Genomic DNA, 21,287 nt, shown 5'->3' on the forward strand with positions numbered 1-21,287 from the left:
GAATCTCGGTCAACGCCAAGGCGGCGGCCAGCGACCATCGCAGCCAGCTCGAAGTGCTGCACCTCGAAAAATCCTACGGCAGCCGCAAGGTCGTCAAGGATGTGTCGCTGTCGGTGCGCAAGGGCGAGGTCGTCGGTCTGCTCGGCCCCAATGGCGCGGGCAAAACAACCTCTTTCTACATGATCGTCGGTCTGGTGCGCAGCGATGGCGGCGATATCCGCATTGACGGTCACTCGGTGGCCAACATGCCGATCCACCAGCGCTCGCAGCTGGGCCTGTCGTATCTGCCGCAGGAAGCGTCGATCTTCCGCAAGCTGAGCGTGCAGGACAACGTGCGCGCCGTGTTGGAGCTGCAAAAGGGCCCCAATGGCAAGCCCTTGCCGCGCGACGAGGTGGAGCGCCAGCTGACCGCGCTTTTGCAGGAGCTGCGCGTGGAGCACCTGCGCGAATCGCCCGCCATTGCGCTGTCCGGCGGCGAGCGCCGCCGTGTCGAAATTGCACGGGCGCTTGCCACGCAGCCCCGTTTCATTCTGCTGGACGAGCCGTTTGCGGGCATTGACCCGATTGCAGTGATCGAGATCCAGCGTATCGTTGCGTTTTTGAGAGACCGTGGCATTGGCGTGCTGATTACCGACCACAACGTGCGCGAAACCCTGGGCATTTGCGACCACGCCTGCATCATCAGTGATGGCAAGGTGCTGGCAGCAGGGACGCCGCAAGAGATTGTGGAAAACGCCGATGTGAGGAGGGTGTACCTGGGTGAGCATTTCCGCATGTGATGCACGGAGAGCCAGCAGGCTGCGCGTTGTTGGCGCGGCGGTTGGCTGGCCACGCAACCATTTCGTAGCAAGCGCATACATTGCCGTGCCAAGGGGCTGGCTATGATGCCCTCGCTGTCACTGCGCGTCTCGCAGAACCTCACGCTCACGCCGCAGCTACAGCAGTCCATCCGACTGCTGCAACTGTCCACCCAGGAGCTGTCGCAGGAAGTGGAGCAGATGCTCGACGAAAACCCGTTCCTGGAGCGGGATGCGGACGAGGCTGCTGCGGAGCCGGACGCTGCAGCGGCACCTGCCGATGTGCCGGGCGCCAGCGCGGACGCAGGCGATGATCGCGCAGAAAATGCTCCTGAAAAAGTAGCTTCTTCTGCAGATTCAGCAAGCACTGAATCTGATTTTGAACCAGATTACGCTGGCGGCGAAACCCTGGACTTTGCCGCAGGCAAGGAAACCGGTGCCGACGCCGAAGCGGCTGCGGGCGACTCTGCATCCGACTGGGAAGAATGGGGCGGCGATGTGCCAGCCCGTGCCAGCGCGGCAGATGACGAAGAAGAAACTCCCGCATCGGACCGCAGCTCGGTCCACATCAGCCTGCAGGATGTGCTGCACCGCCAGGCGCTGTCGCTGCGGCTGTGCCCGGAAGACCGCGCTGCGCTGTACTTCCTGATCGAATCGCTGAACGACGACGGCTACCTCGAAGAGACCCTGGCCGAGCTGGCCCAGAGCTTTGGGGACGCCAGTGATCCAGACGCTTATGACGCGCTGCTGCACCACCTGACCGTGGCGCTGCGCCTGCTGCAAAGCCTGGAGCCGGTGGGCGTGGGCGCCCGCACACTGGCAGAATGCCTGGCCCTGCAGATCAAGGCCCGCCAGCGTCTGCTGGACGACGAAGGCTCCGCCGACCCCGAGGCCGATGCGCTGGCCCTGGAGACTGCGCTGCTCGTGTGCCAGGAATCGCTCGACCTGCTGGCGCGCCGCGATGTGCGCAAGCTCACGCAGCTGACGGGCTGCAGCGAGGCCGCCGTGCGCAGCGCGCTGGCGGTGATTGCAAAGCTGGAGCCACGGCCGGGCCGCCCCTATGCGGACGTTGACCGCAACGCCATCATTCCCGACATCATCGTGCGCCCCAGCAACGAGCGCGGCCTGCCCGTGCCGGGCTTCAGCGTGCAGCTCAATGCCGAGGTGATGCCGCGCCTGCGTGTGCAGGAGGTGTATGCCAACGCCCTGCGCAGCCACAAGGGCAGCGAAGGCCATGGGGCGCTGCAGCAACGCCTGCAGGAGGCCCGCTGGTTCATCAAGAACATCCAGCAGCGTTTCGACACCATCCTGCGGGTGTCGCAGGCGATTGTGGAGCGCCAGCGCAACTTCTTCGTGCATGGCGAGCTGGCCATGCGCCCCATGGTGCTGCGCGAGATTGCCGACGAGCTGGGCCTGCACGAATCCACCATCAGCCGGGTGACCACGGCCAAGTACATGGCCACGCCACAGGGTACGGTTGAGCTCAAGTACTTTTTTGGCTCGGGCCTGGGCACCGAAACCGGGGGCAGCGCCTCCAGCACGGCGGTGAAGGCGCTGATCAAGCAGTTGCTGGACGATGAAAACCCGAAAAAGCCGCTGTCCGATGCCAAGATTGCCGATCTGCTGCAGGAGCAGGGCATCGAGTGCGCGCGCCGCACTGTCGCCAAATACCGCGAGGCCTTGCGCATTCCGGCGGCCAGCCTGCGCAAGACCTTATAAATTGCTATTGTTTATATAGCGAATTGCGTTTGATGGATGGCCGCTACTGGCCAGTCTGTCTTATTTTTTACCAGATGCTGCCCTGCGCTTGGCAAACAGCGCGTCGTAGCTGGATTCGCGGAACCCCGCCAGCCGCTGGCCGTCTGCCAGCAGCACCGGAACGCCCCTGCCACCAATCTCCGCAAAAGCGGCCTTGCCGTCGGGCGTGTCGATATCGATTTCGCGGTAAGCGATCTGGTTCTTGGCCAGATAGGCGCGTGCGAGCCTGCAGTAGCCGCACCATTGCGCCATGTACAGCACGGCCTGGCCATGCTGCACCGCCACCTTTTTCGGGGCCGCTTTGCCTGCGGGCTCTGGTGGCATGCCCGGCACGATGCTGATCGGCAACTGCTCCTGCTGCAGGGCCTGGGCGTTGCCTTCGGCAGGTGGCCGGTCGCTGTAGACGACCTTGCCGTCGGCTCCCACTGATTTGTACAGTGTCTGCGCACCTGCGAACGGGTAGATTGCAATCAACAACAACGTAAGACAAAAGGAACGCATGGAGTCTCCAGGGAGGCACTGGGGGCCAAGCCAATCATATAAAAGAAAAAGCCGCTGGGCGTTTCCGCATCAGTGGCTTTTTGCAGTGATCAAGATTGGGCCAATCAGGCGGGCCACAGCCACCATACAAACAGCGCTGCCACGGCCAGCATCAGGCCGAACTTGGTGAGCTTGTAGGCGGTCTTGTTCCAGGCCTTGTAGCGGCGGCGCCACTGGCCCATGTAGAACGAGATTTTGAAGATGCGGCTGATGAAACCGCGTGGATCGCCCTCATTGTTGGGCGAGCTCGCGGCAGCGACCACATTCTTGCCCAGCCAGTGGTTCAGCCACTGGGCAAAGCCGTTGGTCATGGGGCGCTCCACATCGCAGAAGAGCACGATGCGGTTGCCTTCGCTGCGGTTTTCGGCCCAGTGCATATAGGTTTCGTCAAAGATCACGCCTTCGCCTTCGCGCCAGCTGTAGGGCTGGCCATCGACTTCGATCATGCAGCGGTCGTCGTTGGGGGCCAGCACGGCCAGGTGGTAGCGCAGCGAGCCCGCATACGGATCGCGGTGCAGGTTGAGCTTGGCGCCGGGCGGCAGCTCGGCAAACATGGCGGCCTTCACATTGGGAATGGCCTTGACCAGCGCCGTGGTCTTGGGGCACAGCTCCATGGCCGAGGGGTGGGCGTCGCCATACCACTTGAGGTAGAAGCGCTTCCAGCCGGTCTTGAAGAAGGAGTTGAAGCCCGCGTCGTCGTTGTTGGCCGCTGCCTTGATCTGCATGTTTTTCTGCAGGTTAACGGCTTCTTCGCGGATTTCGCGCCAGTTGGCCTGCAGCGGCGCCAGCTCGGGGAAGGTGCTGGTGGGCAGGTAGGGCGTGCGTGGCACCTTGCTAAACATCAACATGAAGACGTTGAATGGCGCCGTAAAAGTGGAGTGGTCAAACAGCTGGCGCAGCACCTTGTGCCGCACCTTGCCGCGCAGGTGCATGTACAGGCCGCAGCCAAAGAAGAGCAGCACCAGGGCCAGAACAATGATTTTTGCCATAGCCGCCGATTTTACCGAGGGCATTGCGGCCTGTGCTGCGCAAGCGCAAAGCACGGGCGTTTCGTAATATCAAAAACCATAGCTGGTACCGCTTTGTGGATAAGCACTACCAACCCAAAAGGCAGGGTAAAAGACAGGCCAGAGTGGCTGGTGGACTTTACTTGCCCTGCTTGGCAACCGCCGCTTTGAGGCGATGCAGCATTTCCTTGTTCAGCAGGCGCTGCTGGCCGCTCCAGTGCGTCATGGCCTTGTCGGCGTCGGCCTTGAGGCGGTTGGCCGTGGCCCAGTCGCCCTGCTCTGCGGCCCAGATCGCGTATTCGGCGATCACATCGAAGCCGCCCGATTGCTCGCGCACGAAATCGAAGCTCTTGCGCGCCATCTCCTGGTCGCCCAGCATCGCGTAGGACTTGGCAATCAGCAGGCCCACGGGCTCTGCGCGGTAGTGCACATCGGTCTGCGCAATGGTCTTGAGGTATTGCAGCGCCGTGCGGGGCTCCCCCGCATGGTAGGCGGCTTGCGCCGCGCCCCAGCGGATGTCCTGGTCGGCCGCGAACGGGCCTTTCATCGCCGCTTCAAAGTGGCGCAGCGATTGCTGCGCATTGCCAACAGCCAGCTGTGCCTGGGCCAGGCGTATTTCATGCTGCGCCGTGGGGCTGTAGTCGTAGGCGGCCTGGGCTTCGCGCACTTCGCGCGTCGGATCCAGCGCCTTGACAGCGCTGCTGGCCAGCTGGCGGGCATGGCGCTGCAGGCGCGAGCTGGGCAGGAAGATGGCGAAGAAATACACCACGCTGCCCAGAAACGGAAACGCCAGCAGGATGAACAGCCAGTAGTTGTTTTGCCCGGTGCGCACGGCATGAATGGCAAAGAAAATGGCAATGATGATGTGTGCGCCCGCGCCCAGATACGGCATATGCAATCCTTGTTGTGGATAGTGTGGCTGTATTGTAGAAGGGCGCTCTCAGCTGCCACCCGGCTGTCGTGCAAGGACAACAGCGCTACAGGAGGCGCGTGCCCAGGGGCACATCGCCATCGGGCACGCACAGCGCAACATGGCCGTCGGCGTTGTGAAAGCCGGTGATGAGGCATTCGCTCATGAGCGGCCCGATCTGCTTTTTGGGAAAGTTGACCACGCCCACCACCAGCCTGCCCACCAGATCGTGCGGCTGGTAGAGCTGGGTGATCTGCGCGCTGGATTTGCGGATGCCGATCTCGGGGCCGAAATCGACCTGCAGCTTGTAGGCGGGCTTGCGTGCCTCGGCAAACACCTCGGCGGCGAGCACACGGCCCACGCGCAGCTCCACTTTCAGAAAATCGTCAAAACTGATGTCATTCATGCCGCCATCTTGCCGCGGCATGGCAGGCCAACTGTCGAGAAACGCTTGAAGGGAATCGGGGCGATCAATGCCCCACAGCCTTGGAGAAGACATTCATCACCACCACGCCCGCCACGATCAACCCCATGCCGATGAGCGCAGGCAGATCCAGCTTCTGGCCGAATAGCACCCAGGCTGCAATGGTGATGAGCACCACGCCCAGGCCCGACCAGATGGCGTAGGCAATGCCCACCGGAATGGTGCGCAGGGTGAGCGACAGGCAGTAGAACGCGACCATGTAGCCCGCCACGGTGATGACCGAAGGCCACAGCCGGCTGAAACCATCGCTTGCCTTGAGGGCCGATGTGGCAATGACTTCTGCCACGATGGCGGTGAGCAGATACACCCAGCTCATGGGGCGCTTGCGCCGTGCGCAGGAGTGAAGAGGGACATGGGCGTGCAGGGCAAAAAATTTGAACAAAAAAGGCCTGCACCGCCCAAAAGGCAATCGCAGACTGCTATTGATTTGAGAGTTTAGAACGTGTTTACGATTTCTACGCAGCTGCGTTGGAGTGCAATCGGGATGCGTTCGAAGCGATGGGCCGCAGCTTGCACCGGGGTGCAAGCAAGGGCGAGCGCGCAGAAATCGCCCGATTTCACTCCAACCCGGAGGGACAGTGGGTTTGGGGGCGCCCGGCTAGGGGCGCCCCGCAACGCCACTGTCGCGGCGCGAGGAGATCGTAAACACGTTCTTAGCGCTGGCTGGCTATCAGCCCACGGTCAAGGTCTTGTTGATGTTGCCGCGTGTGGCGTTGGAGTAGGGGCAGACCAAGTCGGCATCGTGCACCAGTTTTTCGGCAGCGGCCTTGTCCATGCCGGGCAGGTGGATGGTCATGCGCACGGCAATGCCGAACACATCGCCCACGGGGCCCAGATCGACTTCGGCGTCAATCGAGGTGTCGGCCGGCAGGGTGATCTTCTGGCGACCAGCGACTGCCTTCATCGCGCCCAGAAAGCAGGCCGAGTAGCCGCTGGCAAACAGCTGCTCGGGGTTGACGCCCTTGCCGCCAGGGGCGGTCAGGGTGATGTCGAGCTTGCCGTCGTCGCTGCGCGAGACGCCTTCGCGTCCGCCGGTGCTGTGGGCGCGTGCGGTGTACAGAACTTTGTCGAGATTGGCCATGGTGAACTCCTGGTTGAGGATGGGCGAGAAGTGCTTCACAACGAAGCGGTGGACGGCTGTGCGGTCAGACGATCGCGCAGCTGTTGGATCTGTTGGGTCAGGGCCTGCAGCTCCTGCACGGTGCACTGGCTGCGCGCCAGCACGCAGGCGGGTACGCTGGCAGCCTGGGTTTTGAGGGCGCGGCCCGCATCCGTGAGGGTGACGCGCACGCGCCGCTCATCCTGCGCATCGCGCTGGCGCTGCAGCCAACCGGCAGCCTCCATGCGCTTGAGTAGCGGGGTGAGGGTGCCCGAGTCGAGAAACAAACGCTCGCCCAACTGCGAAACCATGCAGCCATCGTGCTCCCACAGTACCAGCAGGGCGAGGTACTGCGGGTAGGTCAAACCCAACGGTTCCAGCAAGGGCTTGTAGAGCTTGGTCATTGCCAGCGAGCTGGAATACAGCGCAAAGCACAGCTGGTGGTCAAGCAGCAGCGCGTTGGATGTAGAGGGTGTGGCATTGGACATGGGATCTATTATTGCTGGCAATTAAATTGTGTGAAATTTAATTAGGAAAAACCATGGGGTGAAAAGGGGCGATGCGGCGCTCGCAGGCAGCGTTCCTTTCGGTTGTTAGAAGCACGTTGTGGCATGTTTGCGGACAGGCGGCCCGGCCTGCCCGGTACCCCCAGCCAGCAACCTATTCCGCTCTTTGCGACTTTGCGACTGAGCGGTGGGGTGACTGGCGCCGGTGCGGGTGTCAGTATGCGGTCTGCACCACCAGGCCGCTGCTGTCTTGGAACCTGGCGGCCACGGCGTCGGCTGCGGTGCGCAGCAGGATCAGGTCCATGCCGACGGCTACAAACTGGGCGCCCAGCGCCATGCATTCGCGGGCGCGGGCCTCGTCCACCATCAGAATGCCGGGCGCCTTACCCGCCGCGCGGATGCGGCCAATGGCCTGGTTGATGGCGGCGTCCACCTCGGGGTGGCGCATCTGCCCCGGGTAGCCCATGCTGGCCGAGAGATCGGCGGGGCCGATGAAGATGCCGTCCACACCATCAACGGCGGCAATGGCTTCGATCTGGCTGAGCGCTTGCTGGGTCTCCACCTGCACCAGCAGGCACAGCTCGCGGTGCGCGTCGGCGATATAGGCGCCATCGCGGCCAAAGTTGCTGGCGCGGGTCGATCCGCCCATGCCGCGTATGCCCACGGGGCCGTAGCGCATGGCGTCCACGGCGGCTTGCGCCTCCTGGGCGTTCTGCACAAAGGGCAGCAGCAAGGTCTGCGCGCCAATGTCGAGGTAGCGTTTGATGAGCACCGGATCGTTCCACGCTGGGCGCACCACGGCGCTGGTGGGGCGCGGCTGGCGCGCGGCGCCCAGCGCCTGCAGCTGCGCCATCACCTGCGGCACATCGTTGGGCGCGTGCTCGGTGTCGAGCATGACCCAGTCATAGCCGCTGCCGCCGAGCAGCTCGGTGACGTAAGGCGATGGGAAAGCCGACCACAGGCCGATCTGGGTCTGGCCTGCGGCCAGTGCGTGCTTGAAGAGGTTCTTGTTGGGCATGGCTTGTCTCCGGTCGTCTTCACTGTCTGGTTTCACCGCCTGGTTTCGTTGTCTGTTGGTGTCAGGGCAGGATGTGGATGTCATCGTCCGTCATCGGCCTGCGGCAGGCATCGGTCATGGTGTGCCAGGCGCTGCCTCGCAGATCCACGCCGTCGCGGTCTGCCAGGTGGGTGACGCTGCTGCACACCTGGTAGAAGTGGCGCGCAGCGACGGTATCCCGCGCATACCGCTGGTAATAGCGGCCCAGGTAGAGCCGAGCCGCAGGCGATTGCGCGGTGACAAACTCCAGAAAATCGCGGTAGCTGGCATCCACCGGGGCATTTTCCAGCGAGGTTTTCCAGACGCGAAAGCCTGCGAGCAGCCCCGCCAGCACCAATAGCACAACGGCAAGCCGAACTCCTTTGCGCAGAGTGGATGGCTTGCCGTTTGCGGTCATTGCTTAACGATGGTGCCCGGCGCATGCGCCAAGGCAGGCCCTGGTCAGTATTGGTACACGCCCTTGCCGGTCTTGCGGCCCAGGTGGCCGGCGGCCACCATTTCCTTGAGCAGCGGGCAGGGGCGGTATTTGCTGTCGCCAAAATCCTTGAGGTACACCTCCATCACGGCCAGGCACACATCGAGGCCAATCATGTCGGCCAGCGCCAGCGGGCCGATGGGGTGGCTGCAGCCGAGCTTCATGCCGTCGTCGATGTCTTGCGCCGAGGCAATGCCTTCGGCCAGCACGTAGAAGGCTTCGTTGATCATCGGCACCAGAATGCGGTTGACGACAAAGCCCGGAGAGTTCTTCACGGTGATGGGCGACTTGCCCAGCTGCACGGCCATGGCCTTGACGGCGTCATGCGTGGCGTCGCTGGTCTGCAGGCCGCGGATCACTTCCACCAGCGCCATCATCGGCACGGGGTTGAAGAAGTGCATGCCAATGAACTTGTCCGCACGCTTGGTGGCTGCGCCCAGCTGGGTGATGGAGATGGACGAGGTGTTCGATGCCAGCAGCACATCGGGGGCCAGCAGGTCGTCGACCTGCTTGAGAATCTTGAGCTTGAGCTCGTAGTTCTCGGTTGCGGCCTCGATCACCAGCTGCGCGGCCTTCAGGTCGTCGTAGCGGGTCGAGCCCTTGATGCGGGCGAGTGCAGCGGCCTTGTCGGCTTCGGTGATCTTTTCCTTCTTGATCAGGCGGTCCAGGCTGGAGCCCACCGTGGCCAGACCCTTTTGCACGGCGGCATCGGAGATGTCCACCATCACCACCTGCAGGCCCGCCACCGCGCAGGTCTGCGCAATGCCATTGCCCATGGTGCCTGCACCAATCACGCCTACGGTCTGGATCGTCATCTGTCTTCCTTTGGATTTGCTGTTGGGCCAAAGCGGCTGCGCCGCCATCGCCAGCATCATAGCGGCCCCTGCTGCACTGCCGCATAAACTGGGTGACAGGGCTGCGGGGGTAAGTGCAGGCCCTAAAATCGCCCGCATCGCTGCACTGCAGCCCTTCATCGACAAGGCTAGATATGACCACCTTCGGCACCCCGCTTTCCAAAAACGCAACCAAAGTCATGCTGCTGGGCAGCGGCGAGCTGGGCAAGGAAGTGCTGATTGCGCTGCAGCGCCTGGGTGTGGAGACCATCGCCGTGGACCGCTACGACAACGCCCCCGGCCAGCAGGTGGCCCACCATGCGCGCACCATCGCCATGAGCGATGCGGCCCAGCTGACGGCGCTGATCGAGGCCGAGAAGCCGGATATGGTGGTGCCTGAGATCGAGGCCATTGCAACCCCTGCGCTGCAGACGCTGGAGGCTGCTGGCTCCGTGCGCGTGGTGCCCACCGCCCGCGCCACGCGCCTGACGATGGACCGCGAAGGTATCCGCCGCCTGGCCGCCGAAACCCTGGGCCTGCCCACCAGCCCCTACCAGTTCTGCGATTCGCTGGCCGAGCTGCAGGCCGCCATCGACAACGGTATCGGTTATCCCTGCGTCGTCAAGCCGGTGATGAGCAGCTCGGGCAAGGGCCAGAGCAAGATCGACGGCCACGCCGATGTGGAAAAAGCCTGGAACTACGCCATGGAAGGCGGCCGCGTGCAGGGTGGCCGCATCATCGTGGAAGGCTTCATCGACTTTGACTACGAGATCACCCTGCTGACCGTGCGCGCAAAAAATGCCGCCGGTCAGATCGAAACCCATTTCTGCGAACCCATCGGCCACGTGCAGGTCAAGGGCGATTATGTGGAGAGCTGGCAGCCCGCCCGCATGGCGCCTGCTGCGCTCACACTGGCACAGGATATTGCCCGCGAGATCACCACCGATCTGGGCCGTGGTTTGAATGGCGAGCCTGCTGGCCTGGGTCTGTTTGGCGTGGAACTGTTCGTCAAGGGCGATCAGGTCTGGTTCAGCGAAGTCAGCCCCCGCCCGCACGATACCGGCATGGTGACCATGATCACCCAGTGGCAGAACGAGTTCGAGCTGCATGCCCGCGCCATCCTGGGCCTGCCGGTGGACACCAGCCTGAAAACGGCCGGTGCCAGCGCTGTGATCTATGGCGGCGTCGAGGCGCAGGGCATTGTGTTCGATGGCGTGGACGCTGCGCTGCAGATCCCGGGCACCGAAGTGCGCCTGTTTGGCAAACCCGAGAGCTTTGAGCGCCGCCGCATGGGTGTGGCGCTGGCGCGCGCCGCCGACACGGATGCCGCGCGTGACAACGCCAAGAAGGCGGCTGCGCTGGTTCGCCCCCGCGTGGCGGCGTAAGCGGGAGCGGAGACATCTGCAGCCAGCACGACCAGAAAACGCAAGAAGCGCGGTCTCTCAGGAACGGGTTGGTGCATATAAAAATAGCTGCCTGGCGCCCATTGATGGGGCACAGGCAGCTATCTGCTTGGCAGCGTCCTCGGTCAGAGGTTCATGAATGCCTTGCGGCGCATCCATACGAGCGCACCCAACACGCCAGTCAGCAGCAACGTGGCCCAGCCCCCGAGCGACGGAACGGGCTGCGGCGTTGCCACAGGTGGAGTGACCGTGCCATTGTCGTCATTGGTGATGACAACGCTGGCCTGCGCAGGGGTGCCGGTGAGAAAGTCGTTGCTGCCGGTGATTTGCAGGGTGACCGTCACTGGCGTTTCGCCCGCCACCTGGTTGTCGTTCGCAATGATGGTGCATGCGGGCGCCTGGGTCTGGCCCTCGGGGATCACGACCGGGCTGCTGCAGCTTTGAGTGGTGTACTGCGGATCTGCAGCAGAAATGGTGAACGGAACGGACAGACCACCGGTCGGGGCGGGGGTGCTGGCCGTGACCGTGCAGACCGATTGCTGGTTGGCGCTGTCCGTCAGTGCTGATTTATCGCACGCGATGGTGACGGTAGGCTGGTAGATGTATTCAAACGATACCAGGCCATCGACGCCGTTGGGAGATGGGTCGGTATTGGGAATCGGTGCTGTGGGCGAGCCTGGAACCGTTGCCACCGGGCTGCTGATGGTATTGGGGGCAGTGCTGTAGGTGCAGGAGCCGCCCATGCCGCCAGAGCCAGCGCTTTGCGCCGTGTCGACGCCATAGTTGCCGCCGGTACCTGCGGCGCCCTGGTAGCCGCCGCCACCGCCACCGCCGCCGCCGCCATCACCCGGGCCTTGCAGGCCCGCGCTGCCTGGAGCGGGCGTTGCGCATGCAGCTACTTCGGGCGTGAACAGCGCGACTGCCGATGCATCAGCCACAGGGGCGGCCTGGAAGGAATCGCCACCACCACCGCCGCCGCCGCCAGCACGCACCCAGGCGCCACCTACGTTCAGAAACGATGCGCCACCACCGCCCGCGCCGCCGCCGCTGACAAAACTGGGGCCCATGGCAGCGCCGTTGCCGCCGCTTCCCGCACCGTTGCCACCCGCACCGCCACTGAGGCTGGAGCTGCGCGCATAGGTGGCTCCGCCTTGCCCGCCACTACCGGCTCCTGCCGTAATGGTTTGGCCTGGCTGCACACGGATGATGGCGTCCACCTGGGAGCCCGCAGCGCCCTTGCCGCCCACAACCCCGTCATAGGCGCCCGCGCCGCCCGCGCCACCCCTGACGATGACCTTGATGGCGCCAACGCCAGCGGGCACCACATCAGGTGCTGCTTGCGGGGCCGCAGGGGTATAGGTGATGGTTTGGGCATGGACGCCGCCACTGGCCAAGCACAGCGCAAGCAGCGCTGCGGCTGGCAGCGCTGGGCGCATGCCATCACGCAGGAAGAAAGGATGGGTCATAACTTACCTGATCAATAACAAAAATGAGCAAAGATGCAATGGCATGCAAGCAAGCCGCCAGGATTGCTGCAAATCAATTGCTGATGCGGTCTATTATTTAATTGAAATTTAATAACCAATTGTCATGAACTATCAATGCAGATAGGTACTGCATCAATTGCATCATATTGTCACAAATTTGGTAATGCGTTTCTTCCCGCAGCGCTGCAAAAAAGCTGCATGGCCCTTGCCCCCTTACCCTTAGCCATAGGGGGAATAGGGCGCCATGCAGCTTTCGGATCAACAAGGATTGAAGCTGAATTAATCCATCCAGCACATAAAGCTCTCGGCCTTGTTCACATCACCCGTGCCCTTGTAGCGCGGCCAGAACGGGTATTCGCACAATGGACGGGTGCGGCCAGGCACGCCGCTTGCATCGGTCACCACGGGGTTTTCCGGTGGCTTGCTCGTGGTGCTCCACTGGTCCAGCGCGGCCAGCGAATCCCAGTTGGCGTTGAAGGTGGTGCTGACAGCGTGGCCATAGCCCGGCACCTCGTAGTAACGCACAAACTGGCGCACCACCTGGCGGCCCATCTTGTTGATGACCCGGTCGAAATACTGCTCGGTTGCGCGGGTGCTGACCAGGGCATCCGCCGCGCCATGCGCCATCAGCACCTTGCCGCCATGCTTGTTGAAGGCCGTCAGGTCGGTGTTGTTGATGTCCTGCAGTTGGGTCAGCTGGTTGATGCGCTCAGCCCAGGGGCCGGGGTTCTGCGGGTCGAGGGTGAGGCTGTTGAAGCGCTCGTCGCGCGTGACGAAGTAGCGCACCCACTGGTCCCAGAACACGGCCCAGTACGGCGCGGTGAGCGGCGCGGGGCTTGCGGGGGCCGTAGTGTTCATGGCCAGCATGTTCACCGTGGGTTGCAGCGGGCTTGTGCCTTCCTCGCCCAGCTCCGTTCCCCAGATATTGAAGCCGGGGTACTGCGTCTCTCCGCTGCCCAACTTGGCACCAAAGCGGATTTCGCTGTCGTAGACCTTCAATGCGGCAATCATGGCGTCGCTCAGGCACTGGTCGCCTTCGTTGCCGCCGCTGGCGCAACGCAGCGGCTTGCCCTCGAACTGGACCTTGGCCGGGTCGAACTGCGCATTGCAGGCAGGCACGTTACTGATCAGACCGTCGGTCACGCCGTCGAGTCCGTCGCACTGTGCAATGGCAGCCTGGCGCAGCAGCTTGCGCTGGGCCAGGCTGGGGTAGGCGCCGGGCTGGGCAAAGGCGCGGCTGATGCGGCCAAACTGCAGATCCAGGCTGGCAGCATTCCAGGCCGGGTACCAGGCGACGATGCCATCCCAGTCCCTGGGCCACTTCTGGGCCACGGCCAGTGCTTCGCGCCCGCCGGTGGAGCCGCCAATGAAATACCGCTTGCTGGGCTTTTTGCCATAGAAGCGGGTGACGAGCGCATCACCCACGTCGCTCACCTTCTTGAGCGCGGCTCCCGAGAAATTGGCGATTGCCTCGTCATTCATGCCAAAGCTGCCATCGCGGCTGCCAGCGGGGCCCGCCTGGTGGCCCGAATCACTGGCAAACACTGCGTAGCCCTGCGAGAGCAGCGGATACGGCCCCTGGCTGGCGGGGGCTGCCGGGTAGCTGAAGAGATTGGGCAGCGTGCCGTTGTAGCCGCCGCCGCCCAGCATCACGACCTTGCCATTCCACTCCTGCGGCAAGATGAGCGCCATCTTGATGGCAGGCGCTGCCGGGTCAACGGGTGCAATGCTCACATCGGCCCGCAAGGCTGCGGGCGGCTGCGGGCCTTTGGCCGGATCGGCGGCCGTAACGGCTTCGACCTTGGTGACCGTGGCGCCGCTGGTGGGCAGGCCGATCTTGTCGGCCGCAACCTGCTGGCCCGACAGGGCGCTGGCATCAAAACGGGCGGTGCTGCAGGCAGTCAGCGCAAGCGCGGCGCTGGCAACGGCCAGCAGGCGAAAAGCGGGGGATGGATGGTTGGACACAGGCGATTCCTGAATTGTTGTGTTTGTCCAGGGAACCTCTGCAGAAACCGCGGCCAGACCACGGCAGAGAAATTTGCAGAGGAGCCCCAGGTTCCCTAGATATTGGGCAGGGTTGCCCACGCGCCATTGTGGAGCGGCGGGGGGCAGAATTCCACAGGGTTTGCCGCCCAGTCGTTTGCAGCCAACGCATGTGCCACCCACACGGGGGGCGTAAAAATGATTAACAAAAAGCTGCTGGCGCTTTATCCATCAGCGCGAGCAGCTCATTTTTTGTGAGTGATTTTGCGGTGCAGGCAGTGTTACTGGAAAGCCACTTCTGCAAAGCTGCGCAGCTTGCGGCTGTGAAGGCGGTCCACCCCGCCAGCGCGCAGGATGCCCACTGCGCGCAGGCCGATGCGCAGGTGCTGGTCCACCCGCTCGCGGTAGAAGTGGTTGGCCATGCCGGGCAGCTTGATCTCGCCATGCAAGGGCTTGTCGCTCACGCACAGCAAGGTGCCGTAAGGCACGCGAAAGCGAAAGCCGTTGGCCGCGATGGTGGCGCTTTCCATGTCGAGTGCAACGGCACGGCTCTGGCTGAAGCGGCGCTGCGGCGTATTGTTGGGCAGCAGCTCCCAGTTGCGGTTGTCGGTGCTGGCCACGGTGCCGGTGCGCATGAAGCGCTTGAGGTCGGCCTCGGGCACCTGCGTCACATCGGCCACGGCCTGCTGCAGCGCCTGCTGAATTTCGGCCAACGCAGGAATCGGCACCCACAGCGGCAGCTCCTCATCGAGCACATGGTCTTCGCGCACATAGGCGTGGGCCAGCACATAGTCGCCCAGCTGCTGGCTGTTGCGCAGGCCCGCGCAGTGGCCCAGCATCATCCAGGCGTGCGGGCGCAGCACGGCGATATGGTCGGTAATCGTTTTGGCATTGGCCGGGCCTACGCCGATATTGACCATGGTGGTGCCCGATTGGTCGGCGCGCACCAGGTGATAGGCCGGCATCTGCGGCAGGCGCGGCGGTGGGGTGCCCAGCGCATCTGCACTTTGGGCGGGCAAGCCCACACGGCGCGTCACCACGTTGCCTGGTTCGATGAAGGCAATGAACTCGCTGTCCGGGTTCTCCATCTCGGCGCGGCCCAGGCGGATGAACTCGTCAATGTAGAACTGGTAGTTGGTGAACAACACGAAGTTCTGGAACCACTCGGGCAAGGTGCCGGTGTAGTGGCGCAGGCGCTGCAGCGAGTAATCCACCCGCGGCGCGGTAAAGAGCGACAGCGGCTGCGGATCACCCGCCAGCGGCTCCCAGGTGCCATTGGCAATGCCGTCGTCCATGGCGTGCAGGTCGGGCAGGTCGAACACGTCGCGCATCAGCAGCCGCCGCTCGGCGCTCAGCTGGCCTTCGATATGGTCATTGTCGGCAAAGGAAAAGTGAATGGGAATGGGCTGGTTGCTGGTGCCCACTTCCAGCTCCACGCCATGGTTGGCGATCAGCAGGCGAAACTGCTCGGCGTAGTAGTTGTCAAACAGGTCGGGCCGCGTCAGCGTGGTCTCGTAGTGGCCCGGGCCTTCGACAAAGCCATAGGCGAGCTTGCTGTCGGCGCGTGCCACCGTGCGTGTGTGCAGGCGCACAAAGGGGTAGCAGGCGCGGTAGGGTGCGGCGGGCGTCTCGCCTGCCACAAAGCGCTGCATGGCCGCGCGCAGGAAATTGATCTGTTCGGCGTAAATCGCCTGCACCTGCGCCAGCGCGGCTTCCGCCGTGCGGTGGCTGGTCGGTGCGATAAAAGCAGGTTTGGTATGGGTCATGCACCATTGTGCAACGGCCGGGGGTGCCCCGCATGACAAAACGGTGGCATGGGGCCAGGGGTGCTTGCTGACAGATGCAGGGATAAGCGCCAGCGGGCAGGCCCGAAAACCGCCCACACGGGATAATTGCGGCATGAACGCACCATCCAACACGCCCGCCCATGCAGCGGACGCCACCTCCTTCAGCCAATTACCGCTGGGCGCCACCATGCAGGCCAACCTGCAGCAGCTGGGCTACACGCAGATGACTGCCATCCAGGCCGCCAGCGTGCCGCTGGCGCTGCAGGGCAAGGATGTGATCGCCCAGGCCAGCACTGGCAGCGGCAAGACGGCCGCCTTTGGTCTGGCGCTGCTAGCGCGCCTGAACCCGCGCTGGTTTGCCGTGCAGACCCTGGTGCTGTGCCCCACGCGCGAGCTGGCCGACCAGGTGGCCACCGAAATCCGGCGCCTGGCGCGGGCTGAAGAAAACATCAAGGTCGTCACCGTCTATGGCGGTGTGCCTTCCCGCAACCAGATTGCCAGCCTGGAAAACGGCGCCCACATCATCGTCGGCACGCCCGGCCGGGTGATGGACCTGCTGGAGCGCGGCGTGATCGACCTCGCCGGGCTGAACACCCTGGTGCTGGACGAAGCCGACCGCATGCTGGACATGGGCTTTTATGCCGACATCGTGACCGTAGCCAGCCAATGCCCGGCAGAGCGTCAGACCTTGCTGTTCTCTGCCACCTACCCCGAAGGCATCGCCCAGCTGGCTCAGCGCTTCATGCGCGACCCGCAGACAGTCAAGGTCGCATCGCAGCACAGTGCGCACAAGATCGCGCAGCGCTGGTACGAGGTAAGCGAAGGCGAGCGCCTGCACGCGGTATCGCAGCTGCTGGCGCATTTTCGGCCCGAATCGTCCATCGCCTTCTGCAACACCAAGCAGCAGTGCCGCGACCTCGTGGACGTGCTGCAGGCCCAGGGCGTGAGCGCGCTGGCCCTGTTTGGCGAGCTGGAGCAGCGCGAACGCGACGAAGTGCTGGTGCAGTTTGCCAACCGCAGCTGCAGCGTGCTGGTGGCCACCGATGTGGCCGCGCGCGGCCTCGACATCGCCAACCTTGAAGCGGTGATCAACGTTGACACCACGCCAGACCCCGAAGTGCATATCCACCGCATCGGCCGCACGGGCCGGGGCGACGCCGAAGGGCTGGCGCTATCGCTCGCCAGCATGGACGAGATGGGCTCGGTCGGCAAGATCGAGCTGCTGCAGGGCCGGGAATCGGAGTGGCACCCGCTGTCGGAGCTGAAACCGGCATCGGGCGAACCCATGGTGCCTGCGATGCGCACCATCCAGATCATCGGCGGGCGCAAGGAGAAAATCCGCGCGGGTGACGTGCTGGGCGCGATGACGCGCGACTTTGGCTACACCAAGGAGCAGATCGGCAAGATCAGCGTCAACGATTTCTCCACCTATGTGGCCGTGGCACGCGGCATTGCCCAGCAGGCCGTGAACAAACTCAACAGCGGCCGCGTCAAAGGCAAGAGCGTGAAGGCGCGTTTGTTGTAAATTAGCTGCTGGCGCTTACCCCGCAAGCGCGAATAGCTATCATTTTTAATGACCGACGCCCCTCCATCCCGCTGGACCACGCCCGAGAACCTGTTGCGCATCTCGGTCGTCGTGGCCATTGCCACCATCGCATTCAAAACCGTGGCCTGGGCTGTCAGCGGCTCTGTCGGCCTGCTGTCCGATGCGCTGGAGTCGCTCGTCAACCTGGTGGGCGCGCTGTTTGCGCTGGGCATGGTCACCATTGCCAAGCGCCCGGCAGATGACGACCACCCCTACGGCCACACCAAGGCCGAATACTTCTCGGCCGGCTTTGAAGGCCTGCTGATCTTCGGTGCGGCCATGGCAATCCTGTGGGCATCGGTCGAGCGGCTGCTGCACCCGCAGCCGCTCGATCAACTGGGCTGGGGCCTGGTGCTCTCGCTCATCAGCACCGCGCTCAACGGCGGCCTGGCCATGGTCATGCTGCGTGCGGCCCGGCAGCACCGCTCTGCCGCGCTGGAGGGCGATGGCCGCCACCTGCTGACTGACGTATGGACATCTGTTGGCGTGGTGCTGGGCCTGCTGCTGGCCATGTGGACCGGCTGGCACTGGCTGGACGCCGTGCTGGGCATTGCCGTGGCGCTGCACATCCTCAAGGAAGGCGGCAAGCTGGTGTGGACCTCTTCGCAAGGCCTGATGGACGAAGCCATCGACGCCGAAACCCTGACCACCATAGATGCCTGCGTGCGCCGGTTTGAAGCCGAAAGAGGCGGCGCCGTGCACTGCGACAGGCTCAACACACGCCGCGCCGGTGCGCTCAACTTCATCGATCTGCACCTGCACATGCCCGGCGACTGGAGCCTGGCCCACGCCACCCGCCTGCGCATGGAGCTCGAAGCAGCCCTGCTGCGCGACGTACCCAATGCCCGCATCACTGTTGAAGTACTGCCCATTGGCGTGCAGACGCAGAGCGAGGTTGCAGAGCAAAACATGCCTTAGCGCTTACTGTGTAAGTGCTATAGGCTATCAATAGCAGAGCATTCGATTGAAGCAAAAAGCTGCGCATACCTGTAGTGCGCAGATCGCACGCTCTTGCCAGAGGAGTTGGAATGATCAGCGTATTGCAGCGCGTGCGCGAGGCGCGCGTCGAAGTCGATGGCGAGGTGATTGGCCAGATTGGCCATGGCCTGCTGGCCCTGGTATGCGCCGAAAAAGGCGATACCGAAGCCGAGGCCGAAAAACTGCTGGCCAAGATGCTCAAACTGCGCATCTTTCAGGACGAGGCCGGCAAGATGAACAAAAGCGTGCAGGATGTGGCGGGGGGCCTGCTCATCGTGAGCCAGTTCACCCTGGCCGCCGACACCAGCGGAGGCAACCGCCCGAGCTTCACCAACGCAGCGCCGCCCGCCGAAGGAGAGCGCCTGTACAACTACGTGGTAGCCCAGGCCCGCGCAGCGCACCCGGTAGTTGCCACAGGCCGCTTTGCGGCGGATATGAAGGTGTATTTGATGAACGACGGTCCGGTGACGATTCCGCTGCGGGTGGCGCCGGTGGCTGGGGGGTGAGGGAAGGGTGGTTGTTGGCCAGAAACCGGCCGCCACCCAAATCATCGAGGCTGCTGTTTTAAGCAAGTAATACCCATCAACTTTTATACAAAATTGAGACATTTTCTGGCTCGCGGGATGCTCGGATCATCCCTGTTTCTTATGGGAAATTTTGCACAAGCGCAGAACGATGGGCCTATCTGGCCGCCCGTGATGTCTCAACTTCGTGCGGGGCCTTCTGAAAGCAGCGTTGCCGCACAACTGCTGCCGGATGTGGCTGTCGAACCAGCCGGTGTTGGAGCGTTGGCCCGCTGGAGTGGAATTTGGCAGGGCTGGGCTTGCTTTTCGGCACAGTGCGATGTGAAGGTTGCGATTGAGAAGCTGTCGGCGGACACGGCCACTGTAGTCTATGCTGCAGCAAGTACTACACAGCGCACCACCGAGCGCGGTGAGGCCAAGTTTGTCAACAACGAAATGCAGATGAAACTGCAGGCAGGAGCAACTTTATTGCTTCGTTTGCGTGAAGATGGCGATATGGAAATGTCGCTGTGGAGGAACGCACAGCAACTTATCAGCCTGGGCGTGTTAACCAAAAAGCCGTTTCCCTATGCGCGAACCGTTGAACACATACCGACGCCTTGGCAGCAAGATGGACGCGCGCAGACTCTTGAAATGGTGGTTTATCGACCGCCAGGCGCAGGCCCGTTCCCGACGCTTGTATTCAACCATGGCTCCACGGGCGAAGGAGACAGGCCCGAACTATTTGCCCAAACCTGGGCAAGTCCGGAGGTGGGACACTATTTCGTCGACAGAGGCTGGCAAGTAGTCTTTCCGCAGCGGCGTGGAAGGGGGAGGTCCGATGGTGTGTACGACGAGGGCTTCGAGCCAGACCGCTCGCGCTATGCATGCAAAGCTGAACTCTCGCTACCCGGGCTGGAGCGCGCCATGACGGATCTTGATGCAGTGATGGCGCACCTGCTCACACGGATGGATGTAGATGCCAAGCGCTTGTTGATCGGAGGCGTATCGCGTGGAGGCATTCTTTCGGTTGCGTATGCAGGCACACGGGTACAGCCCCAATTTCTTGGTGTGCTGAACTTCGTGGGAGGCTGGGTAGGGGATCGTTGCAAGGACGCTGACAAGGTGAACGCCGTCTCCTTTGTTCGCGGTGCGATGTTTCCACGGCCTACCCTGTGGCTGTATGGGGCGCATGATCCCTTCTACTCTTTGAGTCACAGCCGCAAGAATTTCGATGCATTTACCGCTGCGGGTGGCAAAGGCGAATTTATGGAATTCGCGCCACTGTATAGCGGCAATGGGCACTTTATTCACTCCCAGCCTGTACTCTGGGAATCAGCTGTCACAGATTACCTGTACAAGATGGAGCGGTACTGAACGCATATTTCTCAGCAGACCTTCATAAATTTCAGTGGCAGATTGGAGTCGACAAGAAGCCTCTACCGAAGGCAAAAATGGAAGTTCACACTGACTTCATATTTCGAAGGGCAGTCGCTTCGATAATTGAGGAATGCCGCTCGAAAATGAATCATCATCAACACCTTGCTGTAAGGTGATAGTCATTTTTTCCTTATTATTTTCTTATGTTATAGGTGTTTATTTTCACGCGGCAACAGCATCTCTATTTAATGAGTATCAGCCTGGAATTGGGACTTTGAAGGTCTGCGTTCAACCCGGCCTTATGCTCTTTTTGCCGCTCTTGTTCGCTTATTTCAAAAAATCAAAGAGTGCTGCAGAAATCGCCGTCTGGAGCAGTATGTTTGGTTTGATTTCATGCTTGGTGCTGCTTTTGCTTTGCTCATTGCATGTACAGAGCGGCGGCGTGCATTGGATTGCCCTAGAGAATCGTTCCCTGGCAGGAACTGTATATCGGGCGCTTTTTCAGCCATCCTTCTCCAATCGCTCCTTTGGATCAACGACGGGTAGCGCAATCTTTGCTTCGCTTGTATGCATTCTGAGCATTCGGACCTTTCAAAGGCTAGAAAAGCGAACCTGAAATTCAACAAATTAGGCATCTACGACAACATGCGTGAGGTCATTCTGTGACGGTAGCAATCGGCCAATTGCTATCCCTCAACAAAAGTACGGCCGTGCA

Annotated in this window: 21 protein-coding genes; 8 read left to right on the forward strand and 13 right to left on the reverse strand. The window is 62.4% G+C overall.

What is annotated here, in order from left to right; genetic code table 11:
- Positions 1 to 2: 2 nt before the first annotated feature.
- Together lptB and rpoN are read left to right on the forward strand one after the other, a co-directional pair.
- Positions 3 to 779 carry an LPS export ABC transporter ATP-binding protein gene (lptB, locus tag HNP33_RS12160; protein WP_418903843.1) on the forward strand — a complete coding sequence of 259 codons (777 nt, stop codon included), beginning with the start codon at positions 3 to 5 and terminating at the stop codon, positions 777 to 779.
- A gap of 102 nt (positions 780 to 881) precedes the next feature.
- A complete protein-coding gene (gene rpoN, locus HNP33_RS12165) occupies positions 882 to 2,516 on the forward strand; it encodes an RNA polymerase factor sigma-54 (RefSeq protein ID WP_184708785.1) in 1,635 nt (544 codons plus the stop codon).
- Between the two features lie 60 nt (positions 2,517 to 2,576).
- Here rpoN and HNP33_RS12170 read toward each other — a convergent pair whose 3' ends face one another.
- The 10 genes from HNP33_RS12170 to HNP33_RS12215 all read right to left on the reverse strand — a co-directional run bounded on the left by HNP33_RS12170 (position 2,577) and on the right by HNP33_RS12215 (position 9,496).
- A complete protein-coding gene (locus HNP33_RS12170) occupies positions 2,577 to 3,056 on the reverse strand; it encodes a glutaredoxin family protein (RefSeq protein ID WP_184708787.1) in 480 nt (159 codons plus the stop codon).
- Positions 3,057 to 3,160: 104 nt separating this feature from the next.
- On the reverse strand, positions 3,161 to 4,084 hold the full coding sequence (locus HNP33_RS12175; RefSeq protein ID WP_184708789.1) for an aspartyl/asparaginyl beta-hydroxylase domain-containing protein: 924 nt from the start codon (positions 4,082 to 4,084) through the stop codon (positions 3,161 to 3,163).
- Between the two features lie 157 nt (positions 4,085 to 4,241).
- Positions 4,242 to 4,994 carry a hypothetical protein gene (locus tag HNP33_RS12180; protein WP_184708791.1) on the reverse strand — a complete coding sequence of 251 codons (753 nt, stop codon included), beginning with the start codon at positions 4,992 to 4,994 and terminating at the stop codon, positions 4,242 to 4,244.
- A gap of 85 nt (positions 4,995 to 5,079) precedes the next feature.
- Positions 5,080 to 5,418, reverse strand: coding sequence for a tRNA-binding protein (locus tag HNP33_RS12185; RefSeq protein ID WP_184708793.1), 339 nt, complete (start codon positions 5,416 to 5,418; stop codon positions 5,080 to 5,082).
- 64 nt (positions 5,419 to 5,482) lie between these two features.
- A complete protein-coding gene (locus HNP33_RS12190) occupies positions 5,483 to 5,812 on the reverse strand; it encodes a DMT family transporter (RefSeq protein ID WP_184708795.1) in 330 nt (109 codons plus the stop codon).
- Positions 5,813 to 6,166: 354 nt separating this feature from the next.
- A complete protein-coding gene (locus tag HNP33_RS12195; protein ID WP_184708797.1) occupies positions 6,167 to 6,577 on the reverse strand; it encodes an organic hydroperoxide resistance protein in 411 nt (136 codons plus the stop codon).
- 35 nt (positions 6,578 to 6,612) lie between these two features.
- Entirely contained in the window at positions 6,613 to 7,083 is a 471-nt protein-coding gene (locus HNP33_RS12200) for a MarR family winged helix-turn-helix transcriptional regulator (protein WP_184708799.1), read from the reverse strand.
- Between the two features lie 232 nt (positions 7,084 to 7,315).
- The gene (locus tag HNP33_RS12205) at positions 7,316 to 8,119 is read right to left on the reverse strand and encodes an HpcH/HpaI aldolase family protein (protein ID WP_184708801.1); all 804 of its coding nucleotides are present in this window, start codon (positions 8,117 to 8,119) and stop codon (positions 7,316 to 7,318) included.
- 61 nt (positions 8,120 to 8,180) lie between these two features.
- Positions 8,181 to 8,555 carry a hypothetical protein gene (locus HNP33_RS12210; protein ID WP_184708803.1) on the reverse strand — a complete coding sequence of 125 codons (375 nt, stop codon included), beginning with the start codon at positions 8,553 to 8,555 and terminating at the stop codon, positions 8,181 to 8,183.
- A gap of 44 nt (positions 8,556 to 8,599) precedes the next feature.
- Entirely contained in the window at positions 8,600 to 9,496 is an 897-nt protein-coding gene (locus HNP33_RS12215; protein ID WP_184708894.1) for a 3-hydroxybutyryl-CoA dehydrogenase, read from the reverse strand.
- A 125-nt stretch (positions 9,497 to 9,621) separates the two neighbouring features.
- Between HNP33_RS12215 and purT the strand changes: the two genes are divergently transcribed.
- Complete coding sequence (gene purT / locus HNP33_RS12220) at positions 9,622 to 10,851, forward strand: formate-dependent phosphoribosylglycinamide formyltransferase (RefSeq protein ID WP_184708805.1); 1,230 nt, start codon at positions 9,622 to 9,624, stop codon at positions 10,849 to 10,851.
- 143 nt (positions 10,852 to 10,994) lie between these two features.
- Here purT and HNP33_RS12225 read toward each other — a convergent pair whose 3' ends face one another.
- The 3 genes from HNP33_RS12225 to HNP33_RS12235 all read right to left on the reverse strand — a co-directional run bounded on the left by HNP33_RS12225 (position 10,995) and on the right by HNP33_RS12235 (position 16,105).
- The gene (locus tag HNP33_RS12225; protein WP_184708807.1) at positions 10,995 to 12,335 is read right to left on the reverse strand and encodes a hypothetical protein; all 1,341 of its coding nucleotides are present in this window, start codon (positions 12,333 to 12,335) and stop codon (positions 10,995 to 10,997) included.
- A 300-nt stretch (positions 12,336 to 12,635) separates the two neighbouring features.
- The gene (locus tag HNP33_RS12230; protein ID WP_184708809.1) at positions 12,636 to 14,321 is read right to left on the reverse strand and encodes a tannase/feruloyl esterase family alpha/beta hydrolase; all 1,686 of its coding nucleotides are present in this window, start codon (positions 14,319 to 14,321) and stop codon (positions 12,636 to 12,638) included.
- Positions 14,322 to 14,620: 299 nt separating this feature from the next.
- Positions 14,621 to 16,105: an AMP nucleosidase gene (locus HNP33_RS12235; protein ID WP_184708811.1), complete on the reverse strand. Its 1,485-nt coding sequence runs from the start codon at positions 16,103 to 16,105 to the stop codon at positions 14,621 to 14,623.
- 133 nt (positions 16,106 to 16,238) lie between these two features.
- Between HNP33_RS12235 and dbpA the strand changes: the two genes are divergently transcribed.
- The 5 genes from dbpA (at position 16,239) to HNP33_RS12260 (ending at position 21,188) form a co-directional block, all read left to right on the forward strand.
- Positions 16,239 to 17,651 (forward strand): ATP-dependent RNA helicase DbpA, encoded by a 1,413-nt coding sequence (dbpA, locus tag HNP33_RS12240; protein ID WP_184708812.1) that lies wholly within the window; start codon positions 16,239 to 16,241, stop codon positions 17,649 to 17,651.
- A gap of 48 nt (positions 17,652 to 17,699) precedes the next feature.
- Positions 17,700 to 18,629 carry a cation diffusion facilitator family transporter gene (locus tag HNP33_RS12245; protein WP_184708814.1) on the forward strand — a complete coding sequence of 310 codons (930 nt, stop codon included), beginning with the start codon at positions 17,700 to 17,702 and terminating at the stop codon, positions 18,627 to 18,629.
- A gap of 110 nt (positions 18,630 to 18,739) precedes the next feature.
- Positions 18,740 to 19,195 carry a D-aminoacyl-tRNA deacylase gene (dtd, locus tag HNP33_RS12250; RefSeq protein WP_184708816.1) on the forward strand — a complete coding sequence of 152 codons (456 nt, stop codon included), beginning with the start codon at positions 18,740 to 18,742 and terminating at the stop codon, positions 19,193 to 19,195.
- 117 nt (positions 19,196 to 19,312) lie between these two features.
- Entirely contained in the window at positions 19,313 to 20,569 is a 1,257-nt protein-coding gene (locus HNP33_RS12255; protein ID WP_233464506.1) for an alpha/beta hydrolase family protein, read from the forward strand.
- Between the two features lie 133 nt (positions 20,570 to 20,702).
- Entirely contained in the window at positions 20,703 to 21,188 is a 486-nt protein-coding gene (locus HNP33_RS12260; protein WP_184708818.1) for a hypothetical protein, read from the forward strand.
- Positions 21,189 to 21,287 lie beyond the last annotated feature (99 nt).

Source organism: Comamonas odontotermitis (assembly GCF_014207855.1).
GTDB lineage: Bacteria > Pseudomonadota > Gammaproteobacteria > Burkholderiales > Burkholderiaceae_C > Comamonas > Comamonas odontotermitis_A.